The sequence below is a fragment of the Pseudomonas sp. FW305-3-2-15-C-LB1 genome, assembly GCF_058787615.1.
The window spans coordinates 105301-117576 of record NZ_JBYSZX010000005.1; the positions used below are offsets into that span (position 1 = coordinate 105301).

The following is a 12276-nucleotide window of genomic DNA, read 5'->3' on the forward strand; positions in this document are numbered from 1 at the left end:
GTACGGCTTGTTATAGGTAGAAGGCTTAACCGCTATGTATGGGAATATATAGCGGTTGGCCTTTGCCGGTACAGTGCAAAGTTGCCACACAGCCGAGTGCTAGTTGAGCTTGGCCAGCGCCTGCTCCGCCAATTCACGGGTCAGTTCAAAAGTCGTGGTGTCTTTGCCCAGGCGCAGTGCCTGGCCGGACCACAGGTTGCTGAAGCCCGCTTCATCCTTGGCCTTGAGCGGTATCAACGCGCCACCGGAAGTGGGGAACGCCGGTGCGGCCGGGTTGATCGCGCCCAACTCGCGCATTACCCGGTTGACGATGCCCCGTGCCGGGCGACCGGTGAACAGGTTGGTCAGCGCGGTTTCGCTGGCCTGGGCATGGCGCAAAGCATAGTGATGTGAAGCCGTGACGTTGGCTTCGGGAGTAAACAGGTACGCCGTGCCAATCTGCACCGCCGAGGCGCCGAGGGCGAACGCTGCGACAATCCCGCGCGCATCACCGATGCCGCCGGCGGCAATCACTGGCACGCTGACGGCGTCGACGACTTGCGGCAACAGGGCGAACAGGCCGATCTGGGTATTGAGGTCGTCGCTGAGGAACAATCCACGGTGCCCGCCGGCCTCACTGCCCATGGCGATGATTGCATCGCAGCCATGCTGTTCCAGCCAGATCGCTTCTTCCACGGTGGTGGCCGAAGACAGCACTTTGGCATCCGTGGCTTTCACCCGGTCCAGCAGGGACTTTTCCGGCAAACCGAAGTGAAAGCTGACCACCTCGGGGCGAAATTCTTCGACGACCTGGCACGCGGCGTCATTGAACGGTTCACGGTTGGAGACCGGGGTGGGCGCATCAAAGTCGGCGCCCAGTTCGCGGTAGTAGGGTTCCAGCAGTGCCTTCCAGCGGCGATCACGCTCGGGGTCTGGCGTGGGCGGTTGGTGGCAGAAGAAATTGACGTTGATCGGACGTGGGCTGGCCTGGCGGATGGCGGTCAGCGCTTCGCGCAGCTGCTCGATGCTCAGTGCTGCAGCCGGCAGCGAACCCAACGCACCGGCCTGATTGGCGGCGATAACCATGGCGGTGGTCGTGCCCACCGCCATGGGGGCCTGGATGATGGGCAACTGAATGCCCAGCAGGTCGAGAAGGCGGGTGTCTGGCCAGGTGCTCATGGGATGCGTCTCCAGCGTTAGTGAGGCTTTTCACTGTTTTAACAGGGCCCATGGCCCCCGGCCACTCTGTTTTATTCACTGGACGATCGCGGCGTTTCGTGGTGCGTCATCAATCAATGGCGTTGCCGAGTACGGCGTGAATCCGCTCGGCGATATGGGCGGCGTGGGTTTCCAGGGCGAAGTGACCGGTGTCGAGCAGTTCCACCACGGCGTTCGGGTTGTCGGTTTTATAGGCGTGGGCGCCTGGCGGGATAAAGAACGGGTCGTTCTGGCCCCAGATCACCAGGGTGGGCACGTGTGTGGCCTTGAAGAACGCCTGGAACGCCGGGTACAGCGTCAGGTTGTTGCGGTAGTCGAGGAACAGGTCCAGTTGGATCTCGTCATTGCCGGGGCGCTGCATGAGCAGTACATCGAGCATGTAGGATTCCGGGGCTACCCGCTCGGGCTGCTTTACGCCATGCAGGTATTGGTAGCGCGTGCCTTCCAGGCTGATCACTGCGTTGCGAATCACCTCGCGGTTGGCCTGGGACGGCTCGTTCCAATAGCTGCGAATCGGTGCCCAGGCATCCCCCAGGCCCTCCAGATAGGCGTTACCGTTCTGCGACACCAGTGCGCTGACCCGTTCCGGATGCGCCACCGCCAGCCGCAGGCCCACCGGCGCGCCATAGTCGAACACATACAGGGCGTAACGGCTCAACGCCAGCGCATCGACAAAATGCCCGACCGTGATTGCCAGGTTGTCGAAGCTGTAGTGGTAATCGCGCTCAGCCGGCACCTCGGTGAAGCCGAAGCCCGGCAGGTCCGGCGCAATGACCCGGAAGCGCGTGGCAAGCAAGGGGATCAGGTCGCGGTACATGTGCGACGAACTGGGAAAGCCGTGCAGCAGCAACATGACCGGTGCCGATGCAGCACCGGCCTCGCGGTAGAACATGCGCACGCCGTCGGCATCGACGTGGCGGTAGTGAACGACAGGGGTTGGAGTGGTCATGATGGAATGCCCTTTGTAACTAGATTGAGTTGATTTACGGGTTACCTTTTTAAAAAGCTGCGCTGATTAATGTAACCTGTCAAATCATTTATGAGGGTTAGAATTATTGTTTTTGTAACTATCCTGATGGCGTAATAGCGGTTACGATACGGGCGCTCACAAGAGGATTGCCCCATGACCCGTTCCCCATCCACTGCCGCCCCCTCGGAACCCTACGTCCTGGCCGATGATCCGGTGTTGGACATGCTCAATACCCTGGCGAACATCGACGGCGTGCCGTGGGATTTCTGGCAGGCCGATGCCGACGTGGCCGCCTGGTTGGTGCGCCTGCAATGGGTTGAACAACACGGTATTGCGCAGTTTGAACCAGGGGCCTTGCTCAGCGCCGCGCGGGAGTTGCGCGAAGTGATTCGTGAGTTGGTGGCTGCGCGCAAAGCGCGACAACCTGGCAATCCGGCTGCGCTCAACGGCTTTTTACGCAAGGCGGTGAGCCACCCGCAGTTGGTGTGGCCGGCGTCCGAGGCGCCAAAGCTTGAGCGCCAGCGCAAGCAGCAGACGGCGCAACAGTTCCTGGCCCCGATTGCCGAGGCGGCCGCCACGTTGCTGGTGGAAGGAGATTTCAATTTGATCCGGCGCTGCGAGCATCCGGAATGCATCTTGTGGTTTTATGACCGCACCAAGGCCCACAAGCGCCGCTGGTGCAGCATGGCGTTGTGTGGCAATAGGCATAAAGTCGCTGAATTTCGTAAACGCAAACTTAAGCTTTGAAGGAGATAGCCTTGCACACCTTCCAGGAGCAGCACGTCGCGACAGTCAGGGATCCGCTAGGTCTTAGACGACTGTTCTCTGGCCAGCAATTGCTGTTTGCGCTCCACCCCCCAGCGGTAGCCCGATAGCTCACCATTGCTACGCACTACGCGGTGGCAAGGGATGGCCACCGCCAGGCTGTTGGCGCCACACGCCTGGGCCACCGCACGGAACGACTTTGGTGCGCCGATGCGCTCGGCGATCTGCGCGTAGCTGGCGGTGCTGCCCGGTGGAATCTCACGCAAGGCTTGCCAGACCCGTTCCTGGAATGCGGTGCCGCGCAGGTCCAGTGGCAAGTCCAGGCCGAGCGCGGGCGCTTCGATAAACCCCACGACCTGCGCAATCAGTTGCTCGAAACCCGGGTCGGCGCCCACCAGTTCCGCGTTGGGAAATTGATCCTGTAGATCGCGCACCAGTTGGTCCGGGTCATCCCCCAGCAGAATGGCACAGACGCCGCGAGCGCTCTGCGCCACCAGGATCGCTCCCAGTGAGCACTGCCCGACGGCGAACAGTATCGCAGTGTTGGTGCCCCCGGCCTTGTAGTCGCCGGGCTTCATGCCAAGTAGTTGGTCGGCGGATTCATAAAAGCGGCTGTTGGAGTTGAAGCCCGCGTCATACAGTGCATCCGTCACTGAGTGCGCGCTCTTGAGACCGTCGCGCACCTTGCGCGAACGATGGGCGCTGGCATAGCCCTTGGGTGTCAGGCCAGTAACGGCTTTGAACACACGGTGAAAATGAAAGGGGCTGAGATTGGCGTGCAGTGCCAGCGTATTCAGGCTGGGTGGAGTGTCGGCCTGTTCGATATGACGACAGGCATCGGCCACCAGTTGTGCATGCTGCGCCGCGAGCTGGGTCTGGTCGCCGACCGCGCGTCTGCTGGCGCGATAGCCGGCGGCTTCGGCCTGCGCCGGGGTGTCGAAGAACTCGATGTTTTCCGGGCGCGGCAAGCGTGAAGCGCTACTGGCGCGGCAGTACACGCCGGTGGTCTTCACGCCATAGACGAACAGCGCATCGGCCTTGGGGTCACGGGCAAGTACGGCGGCCCAGCGCGGGTCTTGTTCGGTAGTCATGTTCGGCACTCTTGACGGATCCCGGCCAGATTAGCCGGGTCGCGAACGCCTGGCACTCTGAAGCTTGCGGTCAAATCAGCCGGCGGTGCGAAAGGTCAGGTTGATGCGTTGCGCACCCATCACCGGGTGCACGCCTTCCTTGATCGGCATCACGCCATGAAAGCGCAGGCGGTCCACGCCGCCCCAGACCACCACGTCGCCATGGAACAGCGAGACTTTGCGGGGCTTGTCGCTGCGCGCATGCCCACCAAACAGGAAAATCGCCGGCAGTCCGAGCGAGACAGACACCACGGGTTCGCTGTAACGACGCTCATTCTTGTCTTGATGCAGCGACATTTTTGCGCCGGGTACATAGCGGTTGATCAGGCAGGCGTCCGGGACAAAGTCAGGGAACCCGGCATCAGCGGCCGCCAGCACCGCCAATTCGCGCAGGGCGCACGGCATGGGCGGCCAGGGTTGCTGGCTACGTGGGTCCACGGATGAGTAACGGTAACCAGAGGTGTCGGTAGTCCAGCCCAGGTCGCCGCAACTGCTCAATGCCGCCGACATGGTAAAACCACCCGGTGTGACCATTTGCCGAAACGGTGATTGAGCCAGCACCTGCCGTAGTTCCGGTAGAAGGCGCTCAATCCAGGGCAGGGCGTAGCCTTTTAATACGCAGGACTGTTCGCCAATTTGCTCGCGCCCTGCGGGTTGCTGCAAGGCGTCTTCGGCGAACAGATCTTCGGTGGGGCCGGGCATTCGCCTACAGCGCCTTGCTCACATTGATGTCGGTGATTTCATCACTGGCATCGTGAATTTTCGCCAAGGCTTGCTTGGCTTCTTCGACGCTGTTGGTCTGCAGTTGAGCGAACTCAAAGCGGCGTTCGCCGTTGAGCTTGTACTTGATCACGTATTTGGTAGTAGCGGTCACGATCGTTTCCTGTGGGAGGGGCGGGTCAGCTCAGCTCAGCTCAGCTCAGCTTGGAGCTGGTGCGACGCACAATGCGGATCTTGTGAGACAGCGCGGGTTTGCGGGTCACGCTGATGGCACGGCGTGTGACCACGTCCAGGGTGATATTCCAGAACCCGGTGCTCGGTGCGGTGATCTTGGCGGGGAACTTGTCGAACGCGCCGCCGTGGTAGGTGTGTCGGCCGCCATTCTTGAAGCTGCGAAAGTTCGCATCGCTCATTAGCCGGATATTACAAGTCTGCGAGCATTCGATGACAACAATGTCTCCCTCGTTGAGGTGCTCGCGCTGGTGGATGAATTTCATGAGGGTGTCTCCAGAAGGGCTTTTTCTGAAAAATCAGAACGATACGTAGGTTAAGATGGAGTTTATCAGCCCCAGCGCGTTTATTATCGGCCCGTGTTCAACGACGTCGACAATTTAAAACAGTTATTTACCGAGTTTTCAGGGATAAATCCTACGTGGGCGGGAGAAAAATACCATCCCCGCTGTCGTAGGGTCTTTATCGGAGGTTTTGTATGAAGTGGAGTGTGTTGGTTCTGGCCCTGGCGATTGGTGGGTGTGCTTCGGTTGCAGATATCAAGCAGACCCCGCCGACCCTGGCGGTCATTTCCGGGAAGAAACCGCAGGAATATGCTGCCTGTGTAGTGCGCAAACTGTCCACCACGCGCCGCCCGCCGCAGATCGAGCCACATAAGGACGGTGTGCAGGTGATTGTGCCGCAGAAATTCTCGGCTGACCCGTCGGCGATTTTCGAGATCGAAGACCGCTCCAGTGGCAGCAGTATCAAGCTCTATGAGAGCATGTCCAATGTGCCGATCCGTCCCGGTGATGTGAAGAAGGCCGGCGAAGAGTGCATTTCCGGTTCATAAGCGCCGTTTCACCCACTGATCGGGCAGGGCATCCGTTAAACTCTCGCCCATTCAATGCAAAAATGCCGTGCAAACCCCCGGTTTGTGCGGCATTTGTTTTTTCGGGAAGTCTTTTATGAAGCGTGAACACGTCAGGGCTCGCCAGGCCGAAGGCCAGATATCGGCCACTCACATCATCCAGAACCCCGCTGACTTGGGGGAGTGGATTGTATTTTTCAAGAAAAGCGGTGGCCGCAGCTTTTTCCTGGTGGACGATCAGGATGAAGTCGAGTCGTTCTCGCGGCTGGATGACCTGGTGGAGACCATTCGTGGCCTGGGTATCAAGTTCGCCGACATCCAGTTGTAGGCGCTAAGCTTACTTGCACACGACTACGACACTGCGGCTTTTGAAGTTGCCAACGTCCTGGCCCAGGGTCTTTTCACTTTCCTTGAGCGAAGGCGTGCCTTCGGTGCCGACGATACGGTAGCCGGTGCCTGCGCAAGAAGCGTCGGCCTTTTCATAGCAGCTGGCCCAGGAATTGGCTTCGCCCGAGCAGTCGATGGTCAGGCCTTGCTCACCGTTTTTCAGGTAGACGTCAGAGGTGGTGGTGCATCCGGCGAGCGCCAGTCCTGCAGTCAGTGCCAGAATCTTGTTCATGTAGGTTCATCATCGAGGGTGTTGGAGGGCACGCTGACACTGTCGTGGGGCGTTTTGGCGAGATTATAGCGAACTGCCATCTACGTACAGACAAACACAAAAAAGCCCCGTTCACCGGGGCCTTCTGCACAGGGCGTTGACGTTTACTTGCCCTTGGGCCGTTTGCTCGAAGCGTGGCCTGCTTCATCCACAAACACTTCGGCTACGGCAATAGCCTGGCTTTCGCTGGCAAATGCGCCGGCGACGCTGTCGCCGTGGAAGTTGATCAGGTGCCAACCGTCTGCTCGCTTGGTGATCAGGTAGCCGTTCACGCCTTTTGGTTCTGACATCTATCAAGTATCTCGTGGTCTGGTTCAAGGGCCTAATGATAGCGCCAAATGTCGCGGGCACGCGCAAGTTATTCTAGGTCAGTGTTACCGCTGTAAAAGCATGCTAAAAAGGTCACAGCCCTTGGAAATACCCCGTGCAGGCTCATTTGGCCGTGCCGATGCAGATGCGCTTCGTAAGATACGCGGAACTTACGCCGAGATTTTTTCTCTATGATGACATCGCAACGCCAGCAGGACCCATTGTAAGGTGACTGCGGCCTGATTAGACTGCGCCGAATTCCGTACGCACAGCCCTTTGTAAGGACCCATATGATCAAGAAATGCTTGTTCCCAGCAGCCGGTTACGGCACTCGCTTCTTGCCAGCGACCAAGGCCATGCCCAAAGAGATGCTGCCGGTGGTGAACAAGCCACTGATTCAGTACGGCGTCGAAGAGGCACTGGATGCCGGCCTGAACGAAATCTCTATCGTGACCGGCCGTGGTAAGCGCGCGCTGGAAGACCACTTCGACATCAGCTACGAGCTGGAAAACCAGATCAAGGGCACCGACAAGGAAAAATACCTGGTCGGCATCCGCAAACTGCTGGACGAATGCTCGTTCTCCTACACCCGTCAGACTCAGATGAAAGGTCTCGGCCACGCCATCCTGACCGGCCGCCCGTTGATCGGTGACGAACCGTTCGCCGTGGTCCTGGCGGATGACCTGTGTGTGAACCTGGAAGGCGATGGCGTACTGACCCAGATGGTCAAGCTGTATCAAAAGTACCGTTGCACTATCGTTGCAGTGATGGAAGTGAACCCCACCGAAACCAACAAGTACGGCGTTATTGCCGGTGACGACATTGGCGATGGCCTGATCCGCGTGCGTGACATGGTCGAGAAACCAGCGCCGGAAGACGCACCTTCCAACCTGGCGATCATCGGTCGTTACATCCTGACTCCGGACATCTTCAAGCTGATCGAGGAAACCGAGCCAGGCAAGGGTGGCGAGATCCAGATCACCGATGCCCTGCTCAAGCAGGCCAAAGACGGTTGCGTGATTGCCTACAAATTCAAGGGCCAGCGTTTCGACTGCGGTGGCGCCGAGGGCTACATCGAAGCGACCAACTTCTGCTACGAGCATTTCTACAAGACTGGCAAGGCTTACTGATTCACGGTGTAGGCAGCCTGTTCCAAAAAAGCCACCTTCGGGTGGCTTTTTCGTTTTTCAGCCCCATGTAAGTCGGTATGCTGATGTCCTGCCGAGGAGAGTGAAATGGCCTACGATTTTGACCTGTATGTAATTGGCGCCGGTTCCGGCGGTGTGCGTGCGGCACGTTTTGCCGCAGGCTTTGGTGCCAAGGTGGCCGTGGCGGAAAGCCGCTACCTGGGCGGCACCTGTGTCAACGTCGGTTGCGTGCCGAAAAAACTGTTGGTGTACGGCGCTCATTTTGCCGAGGATTTCGAGCAGGCCAGCGGTTTTGGCTGGTCGTTGGGCGAGGCGAATTTTGATTGGGCCACCTTGATCGCCAACAAGGACCGCGAGATCAATCGCCTCAATGGCATCTATCGCAACCTGCTGGTCAACAGCGGCGTAACCCTGCATGAAGGGCATGCGCGCCTGGTGGATCCGCATCAGGTCGAAATCAATGGCCAGCGCTTTACCGCCAGGCACATTCTGATCGCAACGGGTGGTTGGCCGCAGATTCCGGAGATTCCTGGGCGCGAACACGCCATTGGCTCCAATGAAGCGTTTTTCCTCAAGGAATTGCCCAAGCGTGTGCTGGTGGTCGGCGGTGGTTACATCGCTGTCGAGTTTGCCGGTATTTTCCACGGCCTGGGCGCCCAGACCTCGTTGCTGTACCGCGGCGACCTGTTCCTGCGCGGCTTCGACGGTTCGGTACGCACGCACTTGAAGGAAGAGCTGACCAAGCGCGGCCTGGACCTGCAATTCAATGCCGATATCGAGCGCATCGACAAACAGGCCGATGGCAGCCTCAAGGCTACGCTGAAAGACGGCCGGGTGCTGGAAGCTGATTGCGTGTTCTACGCCACGGGGCGGCGCCCGATGCTGGATAACCTGGGCTTGGAGAACACCGGCGTCAAACTCGACAAGCGTGGTTTCGTTGAGGTGGATGACCTGTACCAGACCGCCGAGTCCTCGATCCTGGCCATCGGCGATGTGATCGGTCGTGTGCAATTGACGCCGGTTGCCCTGGCCGAAGGCATGGCCGTGGCGCGTCGCCTGTTCAAGCCTGAGCAGTATCGTGCGGTGGATTACAAGATGATCCCGACGGCGGTATTCAGCCTGCCGAACATTGGCACCGTGGGGCTCTGCGAAGAAGAGGCGAGGGAGAAGGGCCACAAGGTGCAGGTCTTCGAAAGCCGTTTCCGGCCGATGAAGCTGACCCTCACCGAGTGCCAGGAAAAGACCTTGATGAAGCTGGTGGTCGACGCCGACACCGACAAAGTGCTGGGTTGCCACATGGTCGGCCCGGATGCGGGTGAAATCGTGCAGGGCCTGGCGATCGCGCTCAAGGCAGGCGCGACCAAGCAGCACTTCGATGAAACCATCGGCGTGCACCCGACGGCGGCGGAAGAGTTCGTCACCATGCGCACGCCCGTAGCGGGCTGATCAAGCCTAGGGCGTTGCCTCTGGCGCCGCTGCAACGGCGGCGGCCAGGCGCAGCGCCTCGACACTGGCCTGGGCCTTGATCAGCTCCAGTTCCAGGGTTTTATTGGCTTGCTGCTGTTCGCCCAGCGCTTCCTGGCGTGACTGGTTCTCCACCGCTGCTACTCGCAGGCGCTCCTGCAACAGGGTGCGTTCGCTGTCAATCAGGCTCACCTGTTCAGTCAGCTTGAGCAGCCGGGCCTGATCCTTGCGGGATTGCTCTTGCAGTGCAGTCAATTCCCTCGCCGTTACCCGGTGCTCGATCAACAGACGCTCGTTGTCGCGATGCAGTTGGGTGATTTCATCCTGGCGCACCATGGCGCTCTGTTGGGCCTGGCGCAGTTCTGCCTGTACCTGTTGCAACTGGCCTTCATGGCGGCGCTGTTCCTGTTCGCGCTGCTCTTTTATGGCATTGCGGTAATGCTCCAGGGCGTCCCGGGCATGCAGATGCTTTTCTTCCAGCGAGCGAATCTGCTCGTCCTTGTCGCTGATCCTTAGCTCGTAATCACTGCACGCCTGGCTCAGCCCGGCGTTGCGGGTTTGCTCGGTCTGCAGGCTGGTGCTGGCGGTTTGCAGGGCTGCGCTTTCTTCTGCCAGGGCGGCCGCCTGGATATCGAACCGCTGCTGGAGTTGGTCATGGGCCTCCTGAAGGGCTTGCACCTGGGCGAGCAGGGCGGCCTTCTGCTGTTCGAACTGCGCCAGGGCCAGGTCGATTGGCTCTTGGGCTTTCTCTTTCAGGCGCTGGGCCAGTCGCGCCACCAGTTCGCCAAGCTCGTCGTCGATCGGCGCTTGGGTGATGGTGGTGCGCGTTTCGCTTTCATCCAGCTCTTTCAAATAACGATGAATGGTGGTTTTCGAGCCCGTATTGCCCATCTCGATACGTACTGCGTCGATGCTGGGGTTCTCGCCGCGGGCGAGGATTGCCAAGCGGGCTGTTTGAACTACTGCTTTGTTGATGCCGCCGCGAGCCATGGGGTCTCCGTCGATTTCGTAGTGTGGTACGTGGTATGTATATACGTACCATATCATAAACAAAAAAGTTGTTGTGACTCATCGTTTAACAGATGGGATATTGGCGTATTATCCCGTATCATGCGTGTTTGATTCGCGAAAGTCCCCGCCAGTAGTACAAATAGGCTTCCCATGAGCGATCTGGATCGTTACCTCAACGCCGCCACCCGCGATAACACGCGGCGCAGTTATCGCGCGGCCATCGAGCACTTCGAAGTGAGTTGGGGCGGGTTCCTGCCGGCAACCAGCGACAGCGTGGCGCGCTATCTGGTCGCATACGCAGGTGTGCTGGCAGTCAACACGCTGAAGCTGCGGTTGTCGGCACTGGCGCAGTGGCATGCCAGCCAGGGGTTTCCTGACCCGACCAAGGCGCCCGTGGTGCGCAAGGTACTCAAGGGCATTCGTGCTGTGCACCCGGCGCAGGAGAAGCAAGCCGAACCGTTGCAGCTCAAGCATCTGGAACAAGTGGTTGCTTCTCTTGACGCTGAAGCGATAGAGGCGGCGCAGGCACAGGACCAGCCCCGGTTGCTGCGTGCCAAGCGTGATACTGCGTTGATCCTGCTGGGCTTCTGGCGTGGCTTTCGCAGCGATGAGTTGTGTCGCCTTTCCATCGAGCATGTGCAAGCCACGCCTGGAGCGGGGATCAGCCTCTATCTACCCCGCAGCAAAAGCGACCGCGACAACCTCGGCAAGACCTATCACACCCCGGCACTGTTGCGGCTGTGTCCGGTGCAGGCCTATAGCGAGTGGCTCAGTGCCGCGGCTTTGGTACGTGGCCCGGTGTTTCGCGGTATTGATCGCTGGGGCAACCTGGGGGAAGAGGGCTTGCACCCCAACAGTGTGATCCCGCTGCTGCGCCAGGCCCTGGAGCGCGCCGGCATTCCCGCCGAGCACTACACCAGCCACTCGCTGCGCCGGGGTTTTGCCACCTGGGCTCATCGCAGCGGCTGGGATTTGAAGTCGTTGATGAGTTACGTCGGCTGGAGCGACATGAAATCCGCCATGCGCTATGTTGAAGCCACGCCCTTTCTCGGCATGACCCTGGCGACCCGACCGCTGCTTTGAGATTTCTTCTATTAATACAGTCACCTGATAGGGAAAACCAATCGTCAGCATCAGGTTTGCCAATGAGCCATCGGCGTAGAGAGTGGGTAGGATTCACCTCATCAACTTGCTAAGCCCTTCTACAAACCTGACGGAGAGTCAACGATGCCTATCATCAACAGCCAAGTAAAACCGTTCAAAGCTACCGCCTACAAAAACGGCAACTTCGTAGATGTGTCCGACGCTGACCTGAAAGGCAAGTGGTCCGTTGTGTTCTTCTACCCAGCCGACTTCACCTTCGTTTGCCCAACCGAGCTGGAAGACCTGGCTGACAACTATGCCGAGTTCCAGAAACTGGGCGTCGAGATCTACAGCGTTTCCACCGACACCCACTTTGCCCACGCTGCCTGGCACAACACTTCGCCAGCCATTGGCAAGATCCAGTACACCATGATCGGCGACCCGACCCTGACCATCTCTCGCAACTTCGACGTGCTGATCGAAGAAGCAGGCCTGGCAGACCGCGGTACTTTCGTGATCAACCCGGAAGGTCAGATCAAGATCGTTGAACTGAACGACGGTGGCGTTGGCCGTGATGCTTCCGAACTGCTGCGTAAAATCAAGGCCGCTCAGTACGTTGCTGCCCACCCAGGCGAAGTGTGCCCAGCCAAGTGGAAAGAAGGCGAGGCTACCCTGGCTCCGTCCCTGGACCTGGTCGGCAAGATCTAAGTCTGTGAAGTCTCAAGGGCGGGAATCCGCAC

At 59.2% G+C, this 12276-nt stretch carries 16 protein-coding genes; 7 read left to right on the forward strand and 9 right to left on the reverse strand.

Annotation, left to right across the window (positions count from 1 at the left end):
• Positions 1-99: 99 nt before the first annotated feature.
• Both AC3WP7_RS12090 and AC3WP7_RS12095 read right to left on the reverse strand, forming a co-directional pair.
• Positions 100-1158: an NAD(P)H-dependent flavin oxidoreductase gene (locus AC3WP7_RS12090; protein ID WP_102591975.1), complete on the reverse strand. Its 1059-nt coding sequence runs from the start codon at positions 1156-1158 to the stop codon at positions 100-102.
• A 109-nt stretch (positions 1159-1267) separates the two neighbouring features.
• Complete coding sequence (locus AC3WP7_RS12095; protein ID WP_093513263.1) at positions 1268-2146, reverse strand: alpha/beta fold hydrolase; 879 nt, start codon at positions 2144-2146, stop codon at positions 1268-1270.
• A 174-nt stretch (positions 2147-2320) separates the two neighbouring features.
• Here AC3WP7_RS12095 and AC3WP7_RS12100 point away from each other — a divergent pair, with 174 nt between their 5' ends.
• On the forward strand, positions 2321-2914 hold the full coding sequence (locus AC3WP7_RS12100) for a CGNR zinc finger domain-containing protein (RefSeq protein WP_102591976.1): 594 nt from the start codon (positions 2321-2323) through the stop codon (positions 2912-2914).
• 56 nt (positions 2915-2970) lie between these two features.
• Here the strand turns inward: AC3WP7_RS12100 and ada are convergent, their stop codons facing one another.
• From ada to AC3WP7_RS12120, 4 genes are all read right to left on the reverse strand, one after another.
• Positions 2971-4023: a bifunctional DNA-binding transcriptional regulator/O6-methylguanine-DNA methyltransferase Ada gene (ada, locus tag AC3WP7_RS12105; RefSeq protein WP_092243718.1), complete on the reverse strand. Its 1053-nt coding sequence runs from the start codon at positions 4021-4023 to the stop codon at positions 2971-2973.
• 75 nt (positions 4024-4098) lie between these two features.
• Positions 4099-4764, reverse strand: coding sequence for a DNA oxidative demethylase AlkB (gene alkB, locus AC3WP7_RS12110; protein ID WP_102591977.1), 666 nt, complete (start codon positions 4762-4764; stop codon positions 4099-4101).
• A 4-nt stretch (positions 4765-4768) separates the two neighbouring features.
• Positions 4769-4936 (reverse strand): hypothetical protein, encoded by a 168-nt coding sequence (locus tag AC3WP7_RS12115; RefSeq protein ID WP_012724160.1) that lies wholly within the window; start codon positions 4934-4936, stop codon positions 4769-4771.
• A gap of 40 nt (positions 4937-4976) precedes the next feature.
• Positions 4977-5279, reverse strand: coding sequence for a DUF1883 domain-containing protein (locus tag AC3WP7_RS12120; RefSeq protein WP_003191319.1), 303 nt, complete (start codon positions 5277-5279; stop codon positions 4977-4979).
• Between the two features lie 212 nt (positions 5280-5491).
• On the opposite strand from AC3WP7_RS12120, the gene AC3WP7_RS12125 reads away from it, so the two are divergent.
• Both AC3WP7_RS12125 and AC3WP7_RS12130 read left to right on the forward strand, forming a co-directional pair.
• Entirely contained in the window at positions 5492-5845 is a 354-nt protein-coding gene (locus AC3WP7_RS12125) for a hypothetical protein (protein ID WP_071488238.1), read from the forward strand.
• A gap of 115 nt (positions 5846-5960) precedes the next feature.
• Positions 5961-6191 carry a hypothetical protein gene (locus AC3WP7_RS12130; protein ID WP_071488239.1) on the forward strand — a complete coding sequence of 77 codons (231 nt, stop codon included), beginning with the start codon at positions 5961-5963 and terminating at the stop codon, positions 6189-6191.
• Between the two features lie 9 nt (positions 6192-6200).
• Here the strand turns inward: AC3WP7_RS12130 and AC3WP7_RS12135 are convergent, their stop codons facing one another.
• Positions 6201-6482: a hypothetical protein gene (locus AC3WP7_RS12135; RefSeq protein WP_071488240.1), complete on the reverse strand. Its 282-nt coding sequence runs from the start codon at positions 6480-6482 to the stop codon at positions 6201-6203.
• Between the two features lie 143 nt (positions 6483-6625).
• On the reverse strand, positions 6626-6811 hold the full coding sequence (locus AC3WP7_RS12140) for a hypothetical protein (RefSeq protein WP_012724166.1): 186 nt from the start codon (positions 6809-6811) through the stop codon (positions 6626-6628).
• A gap of 309 nt (positions 6812-7120) precedes the next feature.
• On the opposite strand from AC3WP7_RS12140, the gene galU reads away from it, so the two are divergent.
• Together galU and gorA are read left to right on the forward strand one after the other, a co-directional pair.
• The gene (gene galU / locus AC3WP7_RS12145) at positions 7121-7960 is read left to right on the forward strand and encodes a UTP--glucose-1-phosphate uridylyltransferase GalU (RefSeq protein ID WP_003173830.1); all 840 of its coding nucleotides are present in this window, start codon (positions 7121-7123) and stop codon (positions 7958-7960) included.
• Between the two features lie 105 nt (positions 7961-8065).
• Positions 8066-9424, forward strand: a complete 1359-nt coding sequence (gene gorA / locus AC3WP7_RS12150; protein WP_071488241.1) for a glutathione-disulfide reductase — start codon at positions 8066-8068, stop codon at positions 9422-9424.
• Positions 9425-9430: 6 nt separating this feature from the next.
• Here the strand turns inward: gorA and AC3WP7_RS12155 are convergent, their stop codons facing one another.
• Positions 9431-10432 carry a DNA-binding protein gene (locus AC3WP7_RS12155; RefSeq protein WP_092243709.1) on the reverse strand — a complete coding sequence of 334 codons (1002 nt, stop codon included), beginning with the start codon at positions 10430-10432 and terminating at the stop codon, positions 9431-9433.
• 171 nt (positions 10433-10603) lie between these two features.
• Between AC3WP7_RS12155 and AC3WP7_RS12160 the strand changes: the two genes are divergently transcribed.
• Positions 10604-11536, forward strand: a complete 933-nt coding sequence (locus tag AC3WP7_RS12160; RefSeq protein ID WP_093121030.1) for a site-specific integrase — start codon at positions 10604-10606, stop codon at positions 11534-11536.
• 144 nt (positions 11537-11680) lie between these two features.
• On the forward strand, positions 11681-12244 hold the full coding sequence (gene ahpC / locus AC3WP7_RS12165; RefSeq protein ID WP_010210361.1) for an alkyl hydroperoxide reductase subunit C: 564 nt from the start codon (positions 11681-11683) through the stop codon (positions 12242-12244).
• Positions 12245-12276 lie beyond the last annotated feature (32 nt).

Bases quoted from the DNA above. Each gene is read 5' to 3' on its own strand.
- AC3WP7_RS12090 (WP_102591975.1), bottom strand. From the start codon at position 1,158: ATGAGCACCTGGCCAGACACCCGCCTTCTCGACCTGCTGGGCATTCAG.
- AC3WP7_RS12160 (WP_093121030.1), top strand. From the start codon at position 10,604: ATGAGCGATCTGGATCGTTACCTCAACGCCGCCACCCGCGATAACACG.
- AC3WP7_RS12135 (WP_071488240.1), bottom strand. From the start codon at position 6,482: ATGAACAAGATTCTGGCACTGACTGCAGGACTGGCGCTCGCCGGATGC.
- ada (WP_092243718.1), bottom strand. From the start codon at position 4,023: ATGACTACCGAACAAGACCCGCGCTGGGCCGCCGTACTTGCCCGTGAC.
- AC3WP7_RS12140 (WP_012724166.1), bottom strand. From the start codon at position 6,811: ATGTCAGAACCAAAAGGCGTGAACGGCTACCTGATCACCAAGCGAGCA.
- gorA (WP_071488241.1), top strand. From the start codon at position 8,066: ATGGCCTACGATTTTGACCTGTATGTAATTGGCGCCGGTTCCGGCGGT.
- AC3WP7_RS12120 (WP_003191319.1), bottom strand. From the start codon at position 5,279: ATGAAATTCATCCACCAGCGCGAGCACCTCAACGAGGGAGACATTGTT.
- ahpC (WP_010210361.1), top strand. From the start codon at position 11,681: ATGCCTATCATCAACAGCCAAGTAAAACCGTTCAAAGCTACCGCCTAC.
- AC3WP7_RS12130 (WP_071488239.1), top strand. From the start codon at position 5,961: ATGAAGCGTGAACACGTCAGGGCTCGCCAGGCCGAAGGCCAGATATCG.
- AC3WP7_RS12095 (WP_093513263.1), bottom strand. From the start codon at position 2,146: ATGACCACTCCAACCCCTGTCGTTCACTACCGCCACGTCGATGCCGAC.
- galU (WP_003173830.1), top strand. From the start codon at position 7,121: ATGATCAAGAAATGCTTGTTCCCAGCAGCCGGTTACGGCACTCGCTTC.
- AC3WP7_RS12100 (WP_102591976.1), top strand. From the start codon at position 2,321: ATGACCCGTTCCCCATCCACTGCCGCCCCCTCGGAACCCTACGTCCTG.
- AC3WP7_RS12155 (WP_092243709.1), bottom strand. From the start codon at position 10,432: ATGGCTCGCGGCGGCATCAACAAAGCAGTAGTTCAAACAGCCCGCTTG.
- alkB (WP_102591977.1), bottom strand. From the start codon at position 4,764: ATGCCCGGCCCCACCGAAGATCTGTTCGCCGAAGACGCCTTGCAGCAA.
- AC3WP7_RS12125 (WP_071488238.1), top strand. From the start codon at position 5,492: ATGAAGTGGAGTGTGTTGGTTCTGGCCCTGGCGATTGGTGGGTGTGCT.